Origin of the sequence: Burkholderia sp. KJ006 (assembly GCF_000262695.1) — a bacterium.
GTDB classification, from domain to species: Bacteria; Pseudomonadota; Gammaproteobacteria; order Burkholderiales; family Burkholderiaceae; genus Burkholderia; species Burkholderia vietnamiensis.
The window spans coordinates 1,227,930-1,247,416 of sequence record NC_017921.1; the positions used below are offsets into that span (position 1 = coordinate 1,227,930).

Annotated in this window: 13 protein-coding genes; 7 read left to right on the plus strand and 6 right to left on the minus strand. The window is 62.3% G+C overall.

Translation table 11 applies throughout. The annotated features are described in order from the left end of the window. Nucleotides 1–3 precede the first annotated feature (3 nt). On the plus strand, nucleotides 4–1,701 hold the full coding sequence (locus tag MYA_RS19560; RefSeq protein WP_011881730.1) for a flavin monoamine oxidase family protein: 1,698 nt from the start codon (nucleotides 4–6) through the stop codon (nucleotides 1,699–1,701). A gap of 14 nt (nucleotides 1,702–1,715) precedes the next feature. Here MYA_RS19560 and MYA_RS19565 read toward each other — a convergent pair whose 3' ends face one another. The 6 genes from MYA_RS19565 to tssC form a co-directional block, all read right to left on the minus strand. Continuing rightward, a complete protein-coding gene (locus tag MYA_RS19565; RefSeq protein WP_014724733.1) occupies nucleotides 1,716–2,441 on the minus strand; it encodes a glutathione S-transferase in 726 nt (241 codons plus the stop codon). A 406-nt stretch (nucleotides 2,442–2,847) separates the two neighbouring features. Continuing rightward, nucleotides 2,848–3,126, minus strand: coding sequence for a PAAR domain-containing protein (locus MYA_RS19570; protein WP_011881732.1), 279 nt, complete (start codon nucleotides 3,124–3,126; stop codon nucleotides 2,848–2,850). Between the two features lie 27 nt (nucleotides 3,127–3,153). Continuing rightward, nucleotides 3,154–3,585 (minus strand): type VI secretion system baseplate subunit TssE, encoded by a 432-nt coding sequence (gene tssE / locus MYA_RS19575; RefSeq protein WP_014724735.1) that lies wholly within the window; start codon nucleotides 3,583–3,585, stop codon nucleotides 3,154–3,156. 12 nt (nucleotides 3,586–3,597) lie between these two features. Continuing rightward, complete coding sequence (locus MYA_RS19580; protein ID WP_041494103.1) at nucleotides 3,598–4,260, minus strand: DotU family type IV/VI secretion system protein; 663 nt, start codon at nucleotides 4,258–4,260, stop codon at nucleotides 3,598–3,600. After that, nucleotides 4,257–5,603: a type VI secretion system baseplate subunit TssK gene (tssK, locus tag MYA_RS19585; protein ID WP_041494104.1), complete on the minus strand. Its 1,347-nt coding sequence runs from the start codon at nucleotides 5,601–5,603 to the stop codon at nucleotides 4,257–4,259. The genes MYA_RS19580 and tssK overlap by 4 nt, the downstream gene beginning before the upstream one ends. A 54-nt stretch (nucleotides 5,604–5,657) precedes the next feature. Beyond that, entirely contained in the window at nucleotides 5,658–6,980 is a 1,323-nt protein-coding gene (gene tssC, locus MYA_RS19590; protein WP_014724738.1) for a type VI secretion system contractile sheath large subunit, read from the minus strand. A 289-nt stretch (nucleotides 6,981–7,269) separates the two neighbouring features. Between tssC and MYA_RS19595 the strand changes: the two genes are divergently transcribed. The 6 genes from MYA_RS19595 (at nucleotide 7,270) to tssF (ending at nucleotide 19,425) form a co-directional block, all read left to right on the plus strand. Then, complete coding sequence (locus MYA_RS19595; protein WP_041494105.1) at nucleotides 7,270–9,816, plus strand: DUF2345 domain-containing protein; 2,547 nt, start codon at nucleotides 7,270–7,272, stop codon at nucleotides 9,814–9,816. Between the two features lie 12 nt (nucleotides 9,817–9,828). Further along, nucleotides 9,829–11,982 carry a hypothetical protein gene (locus MYA_RS19600; protein ID WP_011881741.1) on the plus strand — a complete coding sequence of 718 codons (2,154 nt, stop codon included), beginning with the start codon at nucleotides 9,829–9,831 and terminating at the stop codon, nucleotides 11,980–11,982. 32 nt (nucleotides 11,983–12,014) lie between these two features. Further along, on the plus strand, nucleotides 12,015–12,833 hold the full coding sequence (locus tag MYA_RS31335; protein ID WP_060082186.1) for a hypothetical protein: 819 nt from the start codon (nucleotides 12,015–12,017) through the stop codon (nucleotides 12,831–12,833). Nucleotides 12,834–12,946: 113 nt separating this feature from the next. Continuing rightward, the gene (locus MYA_RS19610) at nucleotides 12,947–14,029 is read left to right on the plus strand and encodes a hypothetical protein (protein ID WP_238539584.1); all 1,083 of its coding nucleotides are present in this window, start codon (nucleotides 12,947–12,949) and stop codon (nucleotides 14,027–14,029) included. Nucleotide 14,030: 1 nt separating this feature from the next. Next, complete coding sequence (locus MYA_RS19615) at nucleotides 14,031–17,594, plus strand: ImcF-related family protein (protein ID WP_014724740.1); 3,564 nt, start codon at nucleotides 14,031–14,033, stop codon at nucleotides 17,592–17,594. A gap of 16 nt (nucleotides 17,595–17,610) precedes the next feature. Beyond that, nucleotides 17,611–19,425, plus strand: a complete 1,815-nt coding sequence (gene tssF, locus MYA_RS19620; protein ID WP_014724741.1) for a type VI secretion system baseplate subunit TssF — start codon at nucleotides 17,611–17,613, stop codon at nucleotides 19,423–19,425. Nucleotides 19,426–19,487 lie beyond the last annotated feature (62 nt).

Consider the following 19,487-nt stretch of genomic DNA (forward strand, 5'->3'; position numbering starts at 1 on the left):
CCCATGAACGCTCCTGAATTTCTGTCGCGCACGCTGCCGTACATCGACACGCTGTACGACTACGGCGCCTTCCTGGCCCGCACCGGCGGACACCTCGGCACGCTGCCGGCGGATGGCGCGCGCGACGCGCGGATCGCGATCGTCGGCGCTGGCGTGGGCGGCCTCGTCGCCGCGTGCGAGCTGCTGCGCGCGGGTGCGCGGCAGCTCGTCGTGTTCGAGGCGAACCCGGCGCGCGTGGGCGGCCGGCTGCTGTCGCAGTCGATCAATCCCGACCATCCGCACCTGCTCGCCGAAATGGGCGCGATGCGTTTCCCGCCATCGCAGGCCGCGCTGTACCACTATCTCGAGCGGTTCGGCATCGACAGCTCGTCGACGTTTCCCGATCCGGGTGTCGTCGATACCGAGATCCATTACCAGGGGCACGCGTATCGCTGGCCCGCGGGCGAGCGCCCGCCTGCGCTGTTCGACCGCGTCGACCGCGGCTGGCGCGCGTTCATACGCGACGGCGTGCGGCTCGACGACGGCACGCAGCTGCCCGCGCCGGCCGAGCTGACGGCGCTGCTGCGCGCGCATTGCTACGACGACGCGCGTCGCGGCTGGCAGCAGTACATCGACCGGTTCGGCGACGAGTCGTTCTACTCGGCGATCGTCAAGATCTTCACGGGCGCGACGCCGCCCGGCGGCGTGCGCTGGCGCAGGAGCGAGGACCTGCGGCTGTTCGGCACGCTCGGGATCGGCTCGGGCGGTTTTCAGCCGGTCTATCGCGCGTCGTTCCTCGAAATCCTGCGGATCGTCGTCAACGAACTCGAAGTCGACCAGCGGCTGATTCCGGCCGGCATCTTCGCGCTCGCGCAGCGGTTGCTCGACGACGGCGGGCAAGCCGCGCGCGTACGCGACCGCGTCGTGCACGCGGCCGTGCGGCGCGTCGAGAAGCAGCCGGACGGCACCTTCGCGCTGACGCTCGACGATGGGACGACGCAGGTGTTCGACCGCGTGATCGTCGCGACGACGACGCGGGCGATGCAGGTCGGCATGGGCATCACCGGCATCGCGAACCTGTTCGCGCCCGAGGTCGTGCGCGCGATCAACGATACGCACATGGTCAGTTCGTCGAAGCTGTTCGTGCTGACCCGCGACAAGTTCTGGCTCAAGCACGGGCTGCCGCACAACATCCAGACCGACACGCTGGCGCGCGGCATCTACTGCCTCGACTACGCGCCCGACGATTGCGACGCGCACGGCGTCGTGCTGATCAGCTACACGTGGGAAGACGATTCGCACAAGATCCTGTCGCTCACGGACAAGGTCGAACGGTTCCAGCGCCTCGTGGCCGAGATCGGTGTCGTGTCGCCGGCGTTCGCCGCACACCTGCGTCCGCTCGACGACGATTACGCGCGCAACGTGACGAGCCACGACTGGCTGTCGGACCGCTATGCGCTCGGCGCGTTCAAGCTGAACTATCCGGGCGAGGACATCCATTCGCAGGCGCTGTTCTACCAGTTCCAGACGGCCGCCGAGCCTTCGACGGACCGTGGCATTTACTTGGCCGGCTGCTGCTGCTCGTTTACGGGCGGCTGGATCGAGGGCGCGGTGCAGACGGCGATCAACGCGGCGAGCGCGGTGATCCACAGCCTCGGCGGCGTGCTGGCCGACGGCAATCCGCTGGACGCGATGCGCAACCGCTATCGCTACGGCGACTGACGCGACATGCGCCGCTAGCTGTCGAGCTCGGGGTAGTGCCGGAAGATCCCCATCTCGTTGAACGCGATGCGGCGCTCCGATGCCAGATAGCGCGCGACGCCCGGATGCTCGGCGACGCGGTCGTGCAGCGCGACGAGGCCGCCGACTTTGCGCGCTGCATGCTTCATCGCGTTCGGGAACGCGTAGCGCAGGCCTTCGATCAGCTGGAACATCGACAGATCCGCGTAGCTCAACGCGTCGCCCGCGAGGTAGCCGCTGTCGTGTGGATTCTGCGCGAGGACGCGGTCGAAGTAGCCGAGGAATTTAGGTAGCCGGTGGGCGATGAAATCGGCCGCGCGCTCGGCGGCCTCCGCCTTTTGATCTTCGTAGTACAGGTCGCTGCCGATCGGGTGATGCGTGTCGTGGATTTCGGTGACGAAATCGGCGACCGTCAACTGCAACTGGTGAACCCACAGCCGGCCGGCTTCGTCGTCGGGCGCGAGCCCGAGCCGTGGGCCGAGGAACAGCAGGATGTTCGCGGTCTGCCCGACGACTACGTCGCCCGCTTTCAGGAACGGCGGCGCGAACGGCACGCATTCGGCCTTCGTGCTGTCCATCATCCGCGTCATCGCGGACACGCCCATGCCGCGGCCCGTTTCGCGCGCGACGTCGACGTAGTCGGCGTCGGCCGCTTCGAGCGCGAGCCGCACGTATTCGCCGCGGCCCTGGATTTCGGGCCAGTAATAGAGTTCGTATCGCATCCGGTGCTCCTGTCGGGCGATGCGCCGCGTGACGTGCGCATCGCGATGGCGGGAAGGGCGGCCGTGCGCCGCTCGTCGGGAATAGACAGTGTAGGAGATTGGGAGGAATGCTGGGTGGGGAGGGTGTGGGGGGGGCGCGTGTGTCGGGCTCGGTGGCTTGCGGGCCGTGGGAGAGTGTCTGGCCGCATGCGGCAGTCATCCGAGATTCTGCCCTGGCTATCCCGGCAGATGCCGCGCGAACGCGCGACCGACTCGTCGCTGCCGGCGGAGTATGGAATGGTGCCGATCAGGTGCAGGACTTCGGCGAGGAAGAAGGCGCGATTCGGTAGAACGCGTTCATCCGCACCGTCCTCGCGTGTGCGGCTCGTCGATCGGATTTCTCCGAAGGCCGCGATCGGAGCGTCGTCTACTCGTCGTAAATGGTCGAGCGTGCGATGACGCGGTTGGTCCCGGGCGGGCATCGGCACATCACGATGTCGTTGTCGCGCACGCCCCGCGTGCTCGTCAGTCCCCAGCTCAATGCCGTTCCGAAAATGGGCCCGTTCTGACCGCAGCGCGGGCATGACGCCAGCCCCATATGTTTTGCGAGCGGCACGCCGTCATCCAGCATGGCCCCGTCACCGTCAAGCACGACACCACCGGTCGTGGTCGTATTGCCCTTCAGGGCCATCATGATCTTGCTCATTTGTTCTTCACCGGTGCCATGGGGGAGTCAGTACCGATCCAGTGCAGCCTGGAGCATGCGCAGGCGGGTCTTACCGTCCGGCATGAAATTCGTGCCGAAGCGGACCAAGCCTTCGCGATGCAAATGACAAGCCATCGTGAAGCTGATCAACATGCCTGGTTCGGGCGGATGAATTTCGATTTCCACCTTCTTGAGCCGCGGTTCGTAGGCGAGCAGGGTGGCCTCGATCGCGCGCTGGAGCTTGTGCGCGGAGGACGGCAGATGCCGATAGATCGCCGATAGGTCATCCAGCCCGTAGTCCGGGAGATGAGCGAGCGATCCGCGTCGGCTGTTCAAGATGCGCTCGATATTGTCGCGAACCGAAAGAAAGACCTGAACCTCCGCGGCGAAGTCGTCTACTGCCGAACCGTCCGCAAAATGTCGGGTGATTCGCTCGAACAACCCAGGACCTGTCCACATGGCCAATCTCCTCTATCGCGCCAGCTGAGCAATCGACGCGATGAACCATCGATCGACCATGAACCAGGCGACGCCGACGGCGACGCACGAGGCGACCACCCAAGTCAGCGGAGAAATGCGCTGCGGGCGGGCGTCGGTGCTGTTCACCACGATCGAAGCAGCCGCTGCGGGGTTGTCCTCCGCCGCAGTCGTGCGCCCAAGCCGTTCGTCGAGGGTGCGAATAAGCGCCGCACGCGCTGTACTCCCGTCCATCGCAAACCGTCCGGTGAAGCCAAGCGACAGCACCGCGGCGAATATCGCAAGCAGCACCCGCGGCGACCGTGGCTCGAGCAAGCGATCCTCGATGCGTCGTACCAACTCCTCGCCGGCATCGTTTCTCGAGAAACGTTCCTCCTGGAGCGGCCGCTTCTCCCAGCTTTCGCGAGCTTCTCCCGTGAGGTGCTTCAATGCGGCCTCGTCGAGCAGTGCGCACAGCGCGTAGACCGCATCGTTGATCACGTGATCCTGGAGGCCCCGCAAGCCCAGATCGGAGCGCAGTTGGTCGATCTGCGTGTTGCATTGGCCTCGAAGCGCGTCGAACGACAGCGGCTCTTCGGCCAGTGCGGTGACCGTGCGTGCCGTGTCACGTAACGCAACCGGGAGCAGGGGCGAATCTGCCATCGTCACCGCACTCATGACGGCAGCACCGCATACAGCTCGAGCGACGCTTCAGGAATCGACGCCGGCACGTAGATCTGGCAGGCATGCGCGTCGATCATCCGTTTGAACGCGGCATCGTTGCTGTCCAGCGCGAAGTACTGGTTTTCTATCCGCACGGGAATCGCGGCAGGCAGGCGCGACATCGGTCGCAGTGCGATGCCGAGCAGTGCGGAATTGACGATCTGCTCGACTTCGTCCGGTGCGCCGACCTTGCAGAGGCGCGGCAGGTGCTCGATGAGGGCGTGTGCGGGCATGGCGGCCTGAACCGACAGATAGTATTCAGCGCCTTCCGTCAGCCGCTCGTCGTTGATTCGGCCAACCCATATGGTCGCGCGCACGCGCTCGAGTGCAATCGGCACGACTCGGGACGGAATCACGGCGTCGAGCAGTGTTCTGATCAGCGATTCGAGCTCGGCAAACATCGGCTCCGGTGCGTGGTGATCGTATAGCGGAATCGCCTGGAGCGACTCGGTCGTAGAGAACGTCAGCAGTGAACCGGCCAAGCGGGCAAGCACGGCGTAGAGCCGTTCCGGATGCTGGTCTGGCGCCTGTACGAGACGGGCGAGTTCGGGCCAGGTGCTATTGACGCTATGCAATAGCCAGAAGAGCGCCACGTCGGACACGGCGAAATCGGCGATCTGATCCGAGCGCTCTTTGCGGCGCACCGCAAGGCTGGCGCTCTTGGCAGACAGGATTTCGGAGATGCGCTGCGCGCGATGCACGAGGCGATCGCTCGCCGACAGGAACAGGCACGGCGGGACGAAGCTCTTGTCCTGTTCGAACCGCCCTTGTGGCGTGCGCACGAGCCGCGCGATCGGACAGGTGACGTAGTCTCCGGCCTGCTCGAAGTCGAACAGAAGGGCTACCACGTTGCGCTCGACACTGATTTCTTCCTGTCCGTCGCCGTTCAGATCGGCAACGTGCTTGTATTCGCGGGTCACGCGCCGCGGCCGCGCAGGCTTTTCGCCGGGTTCGACGCAGTTGCCGCCCTGAGCGTCCATCAGTGCTACACCAGCAAGCACGGTCACAGTGTCGACCGTTGTCGGCACGTCGTCGAGACTGCGTGCCGCAGGAAGCCAGTCGGCCGTTTCACTATCGATCAGCGTACCGTCCGGCAGGCGCAGCCCGAGCGCCGTGCACTGCAGTCGATTGACGCTCAGTGCTTCGCTGTCGAGCGCAACGTTGACGGCACCCCAAGCGTCGGGGCTCGCGATACGTGCTACACGGTCATGGACGTATTGTTCCCATATCGCCTGCTGCTGGAAGTGCTGCGGCGTCATGAAAATCCCCTTGGCCCACAGCGGTCTGGTTATCTTCATCTTGTTGGATTCTGGAATGGAAGTAGCGGTGTAGAGGTGCGCGACGGAACGCGTTCAATGTTTCGCTTTAGGCATCTGCGAAACCAGGGAGAGGTTGATGTCGACGCCCTCGATCTGAAAATGCGGGACGATGAACAGCTTGATGCGGAAGAACCCCGGGTTGTCCTCGATGTCCTCGACCGTGACCTTGGCGTGCCGCAGCGGGTGTGCCGCCTGAAGTTCATCGCCGGGATCGGTCATTTCCGTGACAAGCGATTTAATCCAGGTATTCAGCTCGAGCTCCAGCAATCGGCTATCGCGCGTCGTGCCGATGTTTTCGCGCTGGATGAGCTTCAGGTAATGTGCGATCCGTGACAGCAAGAAGATGTACGGTAAACGGGCATTGATCCGGCTATTCGCGGAGGCGTCGCGTGCATCGTAAGATCGCGGCCGTTGCGTTGAATGCGCCGAGAAGAAACACGTTTGATCGTGATTGCGGGTATACGAAAGGGGAATTAGGCCGATATCGGCGAATTCATTCTCGCGTGTTTCCGAAATCAATGCGTCCGTGGAAATCTTACCCAGTTGCCCGGCGCCGAGGTCGTACCGATGCGCGGGAATGTCATTGATGACGCCACCCGCTTGCGGGCCGCGAATCTGCACACACCAACCGTTTCGTACGAAGCTGCGCACGATATTGACCGCAAAAGCGAACGCCGCGCTTGTCCACAGATATGCGCTGCGACCAGATTCCCTGACATTCTCGGTGTAATTGAATGCGCGCACGGGCATCGTATCGAATCCGTACGGCAAACGTGCAAGGAATCGCGGCATTGTGAGCGCGATGTAGCGTGCATCCTCAGTTTCACGGAAGCCTTTCCACTTCAGGTATTCGGCCCGCTCGAACCAGCTCGGCAGATCGCGGATGCCTGCGACGGCTTCCATCGTGGTTTTCCCGAAGAACGCAGGCGAGACGGCGCCGATGAACGGCATATGGGCCGCGGCCGCGACTTTCGAGATATTGCGCAATAGTGCGATGTCCGGGCCGCCGTGATCGAATTCAAAGGCCGAGACGATCGCGGCGATGGGCTGCCCGCCCGGCATGTCGTATTCGCCGACGTATGTCAGCCGGAACAGGCCACTCTGGATGATGTCCGGTGCATCTTCGAAGTCTTGACGCAGCGCTTCTTTCGAGACATCAAGCACCTCGATTTTGACGTTTTGTCGAAAATCAGTCCGATCCACCAGGAATTGCAGGCCGCGCCACGTCGATTCGAGTGTCTGAAATGCGCAGTGGTGGAGGATGGCGTCGAGCTGTCTGCCGAGTTGATCGTCCAATTCAGCCAGATACCAATCGATCAAATCGGAATCGATGCACGCAATCGTATTTATGCGCATTTCTGAAGATAATTTGGCGTCGGTGTATTGGTCGCACTGAGCGCCTTCACTCATCGGACGTTGCATCTGGCATGGCCGGATAACAGAGGAATGCGACATATAGCATGGCGAACATCTTAAAAATAGCGAAATACGTGAACAATTGTCAGACTTCGGATAAATACAACAAACGGCCTGAATAATGCACGCTCGCTCTTCCACGACAAGGGCGAGTGTAGTTACTGTTCTTCCTCGGCTCTGAGCGCGAGGCGGGTGTTTAGCAGCGCTATCTGGATACGGGGTTACAACAATGTCGAACCTGTTTGACGATGCGAGGCGGTTCGTATCGGACTTGACCGGGGTGTCGGGGCGCCAGGCATATTTCTTCGAGGTGCCGGGGACCGAGAGCGCAGTTGCACTCTCGGTCGTGTCGGTGATGGCGGTCGAGCGGATGGGATATCCCACCGAGGTGCGAGTGGTGCTCACGCATCCGCTGCAGCTGGCCCGCACTGACTATCTGAATCGCGACGCGGTCTGCACGATCGTGCCTGACGATGGTGTGCCACATCGTTTCTCCGGTTTTATCGCGCGCTTCTCGACGCTGCAGACCACCGCGGACTTCACCAAGTACGAGATCGTGCTGAAGTCGCACTTCGCGCGACTGGAAGCGGTGAGCACCAGCCGTATCTACCAGCACCAGACGACGCCGCAGATCATTGAGGCAGTGCTGCGCAGCCATGGCTTGGAAGGCCACCAGTTCGCATTCCGGCTGCGCCGCGAGTATCCGAAGCACCTGTTCCGCTTCCAGTACAAGCTCGACGACCTGTCGTATGTTCAGATGCTGATGCAGAAGGCCGGCATCTACAGCTACATCGTCGAGACCGAGCATGGCGATCAGGTGGTGTTTGCCGACGACGTCGACCATTACCAGTGGGACCCGCACTTGACGGCGGCGTATCGCGAGACTGCGGGGCTGGAGGCGACCGGCGCCGAGGCGGTGACCGCACTCAAGACGCATACGGTGACCGTGCCGCAGTCGTTTGTCGTGGCCGATTACAACCCCGAGCAGGCGTGGGAGCGTTTCCGGGACGACGCAAACGTTGCACCGCAGGATCCGACCACGTACGGCCAGACCTACGTCTACGGCACTCACCATCTCGATCAGGACGGCGCGAAATGGGAGGCGCAACTGCGCCATGAAGCGGCGATCGCATGGCAGATCGTGTACGAAGGCGAGAGCAACGTGCTGGCGCTGCAGGCCGGGCGCGTGCTGAATCTCGACACGGTATTGCCCGATGCACCCGACGGACAGGTGGTGATCGAAGTGACGCATCGCGGCGCGCGCGATCGGGCCTATACGAACAGCTATAAGGCGATTCCCGCTAACCGGCGCTTCCGGCTCCAGCTCGAAGACGCGAAGTGGCCGAAGATTGCCGGGACGCTGAGCGCTCGGGTGACGAGCCCCGACAACTACAAATACGCTTACCTGACGGCGGCAGGCTACTACACGGTCCGGTTCGACGTGGACTTCGCGGACTGGCCGGCGGGCGGGGAAAGCGTGCCGCTGCGGCTGGCAAAGCCCTTCGCGGGCAAGTTACAGACGGGCTTCCACTTCTCGGCGCTGGACAACGATGAAGCGGTGATCGCGTTCCGGGACGCGGACCCCGACAAGCCGGAGATCATCGGTTTCCACCATCACAGTCAGGCGCGCGATCTGGTGACGAGCGATCGCCGCTGGCTGTCGCGCAACGTGATTCGCACGCAGTCGAACAACAAACTGCGGATGGAGGACTGGGCGGGGCAGGAGGGCGTCAAGCTCAGCACCGAGCATTCGGGTACGAGCCATCTCGATCTTGGCTATCTGGTCGACGAGAAACTGGAGCGGCGCGGTGAGGGTTTCGAACTGCGCACGTCGGGTCACGGTGTCGAGCGCGCGGGCAAGGGGCTGCATCTGACGGCCTACGACCGCCCGGGTGCGAGCGGGAAGCAACTCGACATGCAGGAGACGATCGCGCAACTGGAGCAGGCGCTGGCGTTGGCGAAGTCGCTGGGCGACGCGGCGCGTACGGCTAAGGCGATTCCGGCCGGCACGGATGCGCAACAGCAGATGAAGGACGAGTTCGACGGTCTGAAGCAGCCGGGCTTACTGGCGAGTGCGCCGGCCTCGATCGGCGTCGTGGCAGGCGGCGGCGTGCAGATGGCTGCGAAGGAGAGTATCTCGGCGGTGGCTGGCAAGAACGCTGACTTCAGCGTGATGAAGCGTTTCACGGCGGCCGCGGGCGAGGCGGTCTCGTTGTTCGCGCAGAAGCTTGGAATCAAGATCTTTGCGGCTAAGGGGCCAGTCGAGTTGCAGGCGCAGAGCAACGCCATGGCACTCACGGCAGAGAAGGATGTAAGCATCGCCAGTGCGAACGGAAAGGTGAATCTCTCCGCCGCGAAAGAACTCATTCTCGAGTGTGGCGGGGCGTTCATCAAGATCGCGGACGGCAATATCACACTGGGCGGCCCGGGCGACCTATTCCTGAAAGTACTCACCATTCAGAAGCAGGGAGCGCAGTCTCTGAATCTGCCGGTTCCGCAATTGCCCGTCCCCGCTGGCATTGAAATGTTCAGCCAACGGCTCGATGTCAGTCCGCTGCTCGGCAAGGAATTCTCGCTTCCCTTGCACCATATTCCGTATGCGGTGAAAGACTCAACCGGGCGGATCGTTGATAGCGGCATGCTCGACGAAGCAGGGTATACGGGGCGTACGTTCACCAAACAGTCTTCAAAGCTGAAGTACCACATCGGCAACGATCCTTGGCGTCTGTTTCTCGACTCGAAGCACGCCGAGATCGACAACGAGCCTCAGGAATAGGGAAGCACGCACATGGCAACGACTTTTGACGATGCAGCAACGGGATCGACAACGGTTCTCCCGGTCGATGGTGCCGCTTCCAACGCACAAGTGCCTGTTCAAGAATCGGCGACGACGAACGAAGCAGCATCTGAAATCACGACTACATCGACGGGCGCTCCCGCATCGGGAGACACGACCACGTCCGCGGTTGCCCAGGCCGACAAATTTCCTGCAACCCAGACAGCATCGACTGCTTCGTCTAACGACGGGCCGTTGCCGGAGGCCACGACGACGCAGGACTCTGCGCCACGCTCGGGCCTGGAGTCGGGCGCGCCGGTGCTCGATCACGTGTTTGTCGGCCTCGACGGCACGCCGATCAATGGGCTCAAATACCGCTTCGAATCCGACGGCGCAATCATTGACGGGGTGACGGATGGCGATGGCAAGGCCGCTCCCGTCAATTCGTTCTCCGCGGGGGCGGACTGCGCGGTTTTGGTATTGACGGACAGTGGCGCTTACAAACAGGTCGCCTGTTACACCGTGCCAACAGCCGACACATCGGCGACGCTGATGAGCGGAAGCATGGTGTTGGAAAGCGAGACGCAGCCACACGCTGGTTCGTCCGACGACGCGGCGCGTGAGCCATCGCCACCCGTCGATGACACACGTAGCTCGCAATCGCATCCAGCCTATTCGTCTCAAGATGAGTCGACGGCGGGCGGGGCTTCGAGTGCACCAAGTACCACAAACGACAACACCCCGGCCGCTGCGACGTCGGGAAATTCCGAAACGATAAAGGCCACGGACGGGAGGCCGGGTGCGGCGGCGTCCTCGACGCCGCCAGTCGGTTCAGCAAAGCCGTCGACGACTCCCTTGCCGAAGAAAGGCACCACGATCGCTAAAGGGAGTTCCGGGAAACGTGCGCCGTCGACCACTACGACCGCCGCTCGGGACAAACTTGGACATCCGCAAGCGGCACCGACCGAAACATTTACCGACTGGGCAAGCCACAAGGTACATGCGGCATGGCACTTCATCGAAGACATCTTCGGGCTCGACTCGAACCCGGTGGCAGGGACAGTGGTCCGGCCGCAAACACCGGCGTCTGCACAGGGCGGTGCTGCCAACACGAGTAGTGCGCCACGAAATCTCACTGCGGTGCAATCGCTGATCTCCATTGCGGAGGGCCAGACGGAGCACTCGATGCCGTCGTCGGCCACGGTCGTCAATCTGAAGAAGATCGCGGATGGTTCGATTACGTATGGAAGCAAGCCTTCCAAAAAATCGAAGGGGCAATGCTACATGTATGTGAAGATCGCGCTGTGGCGAGGCAACGCGATCAAGTTCATAAAAAACAAGAAAGGAGATTTTGACGCGGCGGGGGGTAGCTATGCGAAGGTGGCGGGAGAATTCTTGATGTCGCAGGGATTCGTGAATGTCACCGATCAGCTTCCGGATGCGAGATGGGCCTTACCCGGCGACGTGATCGTCTACCACGTCAAGGGTGACGCGGAAACGGCTGACGGTCGTGGCCAGCCCGGTCACATTGACATACGCACGTACCACTACTATGTCAGCGACTTCAAACGAAACTATCTTTGCTTCAGTGGAGGCGGGGGTACGCATTTCTATGAGGTGAGCGGGATCTATCGCAAGCCTGGATACTTCGATCCACTTGCCCTTGCGCGCATGAAAGCTTTTTTGAAGATCATCCGGTCACGGGAGGCCAAAGCGTTTTTTTCATTCGGCGATGAAAAGACCTATTTTGCATCGCAAGGCGTCTACAAGATTCAGAACGGGATCAAGGATTTTTCAACCTATCCATCCAATCCCCAAAAAGCGGAAGACCACCAAGGTGCATACCAGATTGCCAGGTCATCATGGAAAAGAGGACACGCTCTGGGCACCGGCGCGTTACCTTCAGACTTCACTCCCCAGACCCAAGACCGCTATGCGGTGTGGTTGATGGAGGGCGAGCCGGGACGTTTTGGCCCGAAACCGGAATGTCTGCCCGCTCCCAGTGCTTTGGGTTATATCCGGCAGGGTGATATCGATCAGGCAGTGAGTCTGCTTCGCAAGCGTCAATGGCCATCGCTTCCTGGTGGAGGGCAAGACCAAGGCTACACGATGACCGATATGAAGGCGGACTTCGACAAGTACCTGAGAGAATACGGAGGCTCCTAGAATTTGATCGGAATACGAAAAACGAAATTTCTATGGGCCATCAAAATCAAATGAAAAGCAGACTTTTAAAAATCGTTGGAACCGCTCTTCTGGTGACGTCAATTTCGGTCTTTTCGGAAACATCGATCCGCGATTACGTTACCTCGAGAAACAACGCGGTCGAAGCCGTTCATGCGAAATACTCCGATCAAGGGAGCGAACGGTTGAGTCGGGCCGCCGATAAAGCGATGCAAGACGTGCGGATCAAATTGCAAAGACTGGTGGGCGCGGTCAATGCGAAAGGCTTTCCGAGAAGCGGCAAGAGCGTTATTGGTTCAAGGTCGGACGACGAGTACGATGGATTGGACGGAGTCGAGGTGAAATCATTCGATGCCAAAACACTACTTTTCGTTACGACTGTGCCGATTATGGAGTCATGGTTGGCGGTTCATCGGAAAGATTTCAAGCATTATTCGACGCTTCGGAAAATGCTGGGGACTGAAGAATTTTACAATGCGACCGCAACGCTCAACGGAGATGCAGCCGTTTATTCCTATGGCGAAATACCGGTGGCTGCACGAGGCGGCGATTCAATCGCGCGGGCGATTGTGTTTGCCGTCGGACAGGATGACCCCGCACCTAGTCCCCCCGACAACCTCGCCGTGACGGTCATGCAGGGCGATCGCATTTTCATTTTCACCGAGAAAGCTACGGTAAAGGGTATGCCGGCGTGTTCTGTGTCGAATCTACAGACATCGATCACCTATGAGCAATGCTTTGCGAAAAAACTGCCCTCCCAAAGCGAGTATCCCAAACTGGTCAATCAGGCGCAGCGATTGGTTGATCTTGTCTCTCCGCAGTTGCAGCGCTGAAGGCTACGCATCGATCGTCGTCTGGTTACTTCACTATGTCTTGGCCTATTCCAACGCTGACCTCAGTTTCCTACCCGAAGCCGCCTGAACTTCGAGTATGGGTGCCCGGTCTCTTGGCACTCGCGGTCGGCGCTGCGGGCGCCTTATTGCTGCTGTGGCCTCATGGAAAATCCACGCACGGGCTTCAATTCTGGGGACTGCTCATCGGCGCTCCGCTTGTGTCTTGCGCGATAGCGCTCGGCATTCGGCTGGACCGCTGGGAGCGCGAACAGACGGCTGCGGAAGAACTGGAGCGTGAGCAAGAGCGGATCATGTCTCTTTGGCAATCATGGTGCCGACGCCACGTTTGTGTAACGGCTTCCGTGGCCATCCTGCCGATACTTGTTCCAGCTGCTGGGATGAGGGAGGCCGATGCGGACCTCCCAGTGAATAGAGGGCGGGCGAGCACGTTTCCATGGTCAAAGAACAAGACGCTTAAGCAACGACGCGAGAAGTTGCTCAATCAAATCGCAGAAAAGTTGCAGGTGGCGCTTGCTGAGCGGAAGGAGTTGCGCGTCAAGCTGGTTGTCGCCGACGCACCGGAAGAATCCCTGCTCGGCTGGAAAGCGGATGCAGAGGATGCGCTTTGCAGGTTCGCGCCTGCTTGCAAATTCAAGATTGACACCGAACCGGCAGTGGATTGTGCATCGTTTCTTACGCAGCAGGTCGACCTTGTCGGTACCGAGCCGCATTTGCTCATTACTGTACAAATTTGGCCAGACAGTGCGACCAGGCATACCTTCAGCGAGGGGGCCGCAGCGCTCCTGATGGAATCGGCCGACGAGGAGCCGGGCCGTGTCTTTCGTCCGATGATCAGCACGGCAGACGCGCGCGACGCAGACCTGAAGCAACTCGTGCAGATGCAGCTCTCACCCGATCACATCACTCACGCCTGGTTCAGCCGATGCGAAGCGGAGTCCGGTGCGATTACGGCGGCGTTTACTACCGACACTAAGGTGAGACCGATCGAAAGATCCTTCGATCACATCGTGGGTGAGGCGGGGCCAGCCACCAGCTGGATTGCGCTCGCCACTGCGTATGAAGCATCGAAGGAAGGGGAACCACACCTCGTCGCCTGGCGTGAGCCGGGTGACGAGGTGCTGCATCTCTGCATCGTTCGCGGTGCTCAGCCGAAAAAAAGACAAAAGGAAATCTGAGGTGACGTTGAAAAGACGCATATTGGGCCGGTGCCTGCTCGTCATCGCGGCGATCGCGGCCGTGACGGCGTTGATTCTGTACACCGTCGATCTCAAGGATCTGAAGGCGTGGTTCTCCCAAAATCGGTTAGCTATCCTCGGCGCTGGAGTGATGCTGTTGGCAGCGATCGGTCTCACTTTGCAGCGACGCGGGCTCGTGCAGCTCGGTGCGCAGCAGGCGTCCAAAGATCATGGGCTCGAGCCTCCTCCTCCGATCAACCCCGCTGCCGACGCCGGGAAGAAGCAGGTTGAATCGGCCGCCTTGCAGTTGAAAGACCTCCGCTTCCAGATGAAGCAAATCCGATGGTTTCGATGGGCTTATACGCGCCCCTGGCTGCTGTTGACGGGCGACGAGACAACTATTGGCCGCTTGTTGCCCGAGCTCAAAGAACGCGGTTGGCTGCTCATGGATGACGCGGTGCTGCTGTGGGGACGCACCGGATCGGACGGTCGTCCCGACGAGATGTGGCTGAAGCAGATTCGTTGCTTTCGTCGCACGCGTCCGCTCGACGCGATCATCCTGATGGTCGACGAATCGACATTGCTGCCCGACGCAGTTCGCGGCACGACAAGTCCATGGGGCATCCACCTCGCGCGTATCACGCACCTGCTGCGTTGGTCTGCGCCGGTATTCATCCTCGATCTCGACGGCACGGACACCGTTCACCGTGTGGATACGCCCGTCACCGGTTGTGAAATCCCGCACGCTGCTGATGCGCCTGCAATCGAAACCGCGCTACTCGAATTACGCCATCGCTTGGCCGACGTCAGTGTCGGCCAGCTCGCGCACAACCCTGCCGACCGCTACGCGTCAGATCTCTCGATCCGTCTCGATACGCGCAGCGCACCGCTGGCTCGCTGGATCGCGAGCTTGTCCGACTGGCAACGTCGTGCCCAACCGGTTGCCGGTGTGATGTTCGCACCGTGGCCGGCATCCGGAGCGACGACAACGGGCACCGACAGTCTTCACTTTCCGTTGTGGCGCTATCTGACCGATGCAGCCAGGCGTACGCCGGGCCGCCGCACGGCGACGCATCCTTTCACGATGGTCTCGGGAATTGCGCTGGCCGCCGTCGGACTGTGGGGCGCCGGCATGCTCATCTCGGGCCTGACGAATGCCCGCGGCCTGGCGCTGACGAATGACGTGCTTCGCACGTTCAACGGCGCCAACAGTCCGGCGACCCGTCTGCGCGCCTTGCTCGCGCTCCAGCAGCGCATCGAGTTCTACGAAGCGCGCGTCGAGCGTCCGACACTGTTCTCGCGCTTCGGCCTGAATCACGATCAGGACGTGCTCACCGCATTATGGAAGCCCTATGCGCGCGAAGCGCGCCCGCAACTGCTTGCGCCCGTGCAACAGGACATCGAGGGGCAACTGGTCGATCTCACGCAGATGCCGACCACCCAAGTCGATGACCAGGTCAATCGTCTCGCTCGCGACGGTCACGCCGCGCTCAAGACGTACCTGATGATGGCGGACCCGTCGCGCGCCGATGCAGCGTTCATGACGCCGCAACTGGTGCGCCATTGGAACGGCGGCATCGGACTGTCTCCGGGCGAAAAGCTCGACCTGTCGCAGCGGCTGCTGGCGTTCTACGCGCAGCACCTCGGCGCGCATCCCGACTGGCGCATCGCCGCGCGCGACGAGCTCGTCGCGGGCGCCCGCCAGACCTTGCTCGCCGTGATCGGCGTGAAAAACTCGGAAGACACGATCTATCAGGGCATCCTCGAATCGGTCGGCCACAAGTACCCGGACCAGACGCTCGCGTCTCTGACCGATGGCACCGACACGCGCGGACTGCTGAAAACCACGGCCAGCGTGCCCGGCGCGTACACGCGTCAGGCATGGGACGGGACCATCGAGGCCGCGATCGACGACATGGCGAAACGCAATGGCGTGACGGCCGACTGGGTGCTCGGCGCGACCGGCGCCAATCGCAACGCGTCGGCCGCGACGCCCGAGGCGCTGCGCGCGTCGTTGCGCACGCGCTACTTCGCGGACTATGCGGACCGTTGGCAAACCTTCATGAACAGCATCACGTGCGAACCGGCGCGGACCTTGCCGGCCGCCGTCGCGCAGTTGAAACTCATCGCCGATTCGCGGCAGTCGCCGGTGATCTCGCTGATGAAGTCGCTCGAGTTCCAGGGCGGAGCGGGCGTCGTGAAGACATCGCTGTCCGACACTCTGGTGAACAAGGCGCAGAACATGTTCGCGAGCAAGGACAATGCGCCGCAGCCGGCCGCGCCCGACCCGGCCGGACCGCTCGGCGTGTCGTTCGGCCCCGTGTTGCATCTGATCGCACCGGGGAACGCTGCGACGGCAGGCGCAACGAGCGACCTGAGCCTGCAGCGTTTCATCGAACGCATCACGATGCTGCGTCTGAAGCTGCAACAAATCGCCGACAGCCCGGACGCCGATAGCGAGTCGCGACAAGTCGCGCAGTCGCTGTTCCAAGGCAAGAGTTCGGAACTGGCCGACACGCTCGCCTATGCGCAGCTTGTCGCCGCCAGTCTCGGCGAGCAGTGGGCGGGGATGGGGCAGTCGTTGTTCGTGCAGCCGGTCACGCAAGCCACTCAGGCCATTCTGGAGCCGGCACAGGCGAGCTTGAACGACGCATGGCGCCAGACCGTCGTCGCGAGCTGGAACCGCTCGTTTGCCGGCCGCTATCCGTTCGCCAACACCAACAACGACGCATCGTTGCCCGAGCTGTCGCGCTTCCTGCGACCGCAGGGCGGCTTGGTCGGCTCGTTCCTCGCCACGCAGCTGGCGGGCGTGCTGACGTTGCAGGGCGACCAATGGGTGCCGGCATCGAGCGGTTCAGGCGCGAGCAGCGCGGCGCGCACGATCGATCCGGCCTTTCTCAATGCGATCAACATGCTGCAGCGGATCGCCAATCACCTGCTGGCGCAGGGCGAGCCGCAGTACGCATTCGACCTCAAACCGGTACCCAGCCTCGGCGTGACGGACACGCGCCTGACGGTAGACGGTCAAAAGCTGCACTACTACAACCAGCAGGAGACGTGGCAGACGTTCACGTGGCCGTCGAACGAGCCGCAGAAGGCCGGCACGCGTCTCGAATGGCAGACCGAGCGAGCGGGCACGAACCTGAACATGGAATTCGGCGGCCGGTGGGCGCTGGTCCGGCTGCTGGAGCGAGCACACGTGAGCCCGGTGGATACGGCCACCTATCTGATCACTTGGCAGGCCGCGCCGCAGGCGCCGCAGTCGAAGGCAGGCGCCGCGAAGACGGACGATGGCGAGTCGTTGACCGCGCAGGCGCCGCTCGCTCCCGCGCCGGCATCGCTGGCGTATCCGCTGACCTATCTGATGCGTACCGATGTCGGCAAGGGGCCGCTCGAACTGCTGGCGTTGCGCGGGTTCGCATTGCCTTCACGCGTCTTTGTGCCCCGAACGACGCCGTCCCGAGCGGCCGGTACGGCGTTGCAGCCGCCGCCGCTTCCGCCGGGCGCGCTCGCCGCGGCGCGCCACGCGTCCGTGCCGATCCCCGGCGGGGCGCTGCCCGAATGACACAACAGGACACTGAATGACGAATCCGATCAAGGATAACGAGATCCTGCGCTATTACGAGGCGGAGATGCGCTATTTGCGCGACGCCGGCCGGGAGTTTGCCGATGCATTTCCCGATCGCGCGCGCGAGCTGGGCCTGGATCGCGGAGGCGAGCGCGACCCTCATGTGGAGCGGCTGCTCGAAGGCTTCGCGTTCCTGATGGGCCGCCTGCGTCACAAGCTCGACGACGAGCTGCCCGAGTTGACCGAAGGGCTCGTCAGCATGCTGTGGCCGCACTATCTGCGCATGATTCCGTCGTTGTCGATCCTCGAGCTCACGCCGGGCATGGGTGCGCTGCAAAAGCACGAGACGCTCGGCGCCGGCCTCGAGGTGACGTCCGGACCGATCGCGACGGGCCACACAGAGGGCGCACCCGCACACGTCGAATGCGTGTACCGCACGACGCAGCCGATCGATCTCTACCCGATCACGCTCACCGACGCAGGCGCGTGGGCGCGCGAAGACGGTCGCTCGGTCATCCGGTTGCGCCTGGCGATTCAGCCACAAGCTCAGCGTGAACGACTGCATGTACCGCGACTGCGGCTGTATCTCGACGCGGACCGCCCGATTGCGCTTGCACTGCATGCCGCGTTGACGGCGAAACCGCTGGCAATGCACGTGCGTGTGCCCGGTTTCCCGGAAGATCGCCCCGGTGCGCCTCAAGATATGCCGGGGCTTCGGATCGAGGCGGCCGGCTACGCGGGCAACGAACGTCTGTGGCCGAAGGCCGACAACGCGTTTGGCGGCTACCAGTTGCTGCTGGAGTACTTCACGTTCCCCGAGAAGTTCATGTTCGTCGACCTGCTCGGGCTCGACATCCAGGCGCTTCCACCGTCCGCGCCGCATGTCGACGTCGAGATCGTGCTGGCAAAGCCGTGGCAGGACGACATGCGTTTCAACGCGCAGAACGTGCGGCTCTACTGCACGCCGATCATCAACCTGTTTCCCGTTCAGGCCGATCCGGTCAAGGTCACTCAGTTCGAGACCGAGTACCGGGTACGGGCGCGCGAGCAGCACGGCCCGTTGGTCGATATCTACTCGATCGACGCGGTGCACGGCATCGATCGCGGCCGACGCTTCGAATATGCGCCGTTCGCGGCATTCCGCCATCGTGGCGGCATGCTGCGCCATACGATGCCCGAGCGATATTTCCATTCGCACGTGCGACGCGCGCCTTCCGGACGGTTCGATACGTGGGTCGTGCTGGGCGGCCACGCTTGGGAAAGCGAGCATGCGCTGCCCGCGGAAACGCTGTCGCTGTCGGTGACGGGCACCAACGGCATGCTGCCGCGCAAGGCGCTGCGCGATGCCAGCATCACGCGGATGCGCGCGGGCTTCACCAACATCGCGGCAGTGCGTAATCTGACCGCACCGACGCTGCCGGTCTACCCGCCGACCGGCGATCGCTTCCAATGGCGTGTGCTGTCCCATCTGGCGCCGAACTATCTGTCGCTGCTCGATGCGGAAATCCTGCGCGGCTCGCTCGCGTTGTACGACTGGACGGACGGGGAGTTGAACCGGCGGCGCATCGAGGCGATCGCCGACGTGCGTCACCGGCCATTGCAGAAGCTCGTGAAGGGCGGCTTGATGCGCGGCGTCGAGATTGCGGTGACGATCGACAGCACGCGTTTCGCGGGCAACGGCGATCTCGAGCTGTTCGGCGCCATGCTGAACCGGTTCCTCGGCCTCTATGCGACGGTCAACCTGTACACGAAGCTCGTCATCGTGTCGCAGCCGACTGGTCAGCGGCTCGAATGGCCCGATACGAAGGGCGAAGGAGCGCCGTTTTGAACGCACTCGCGACCCCGTCGGAACGCAGCTTGACGACCTTGCCGCCAGCCCACGCGGACCGG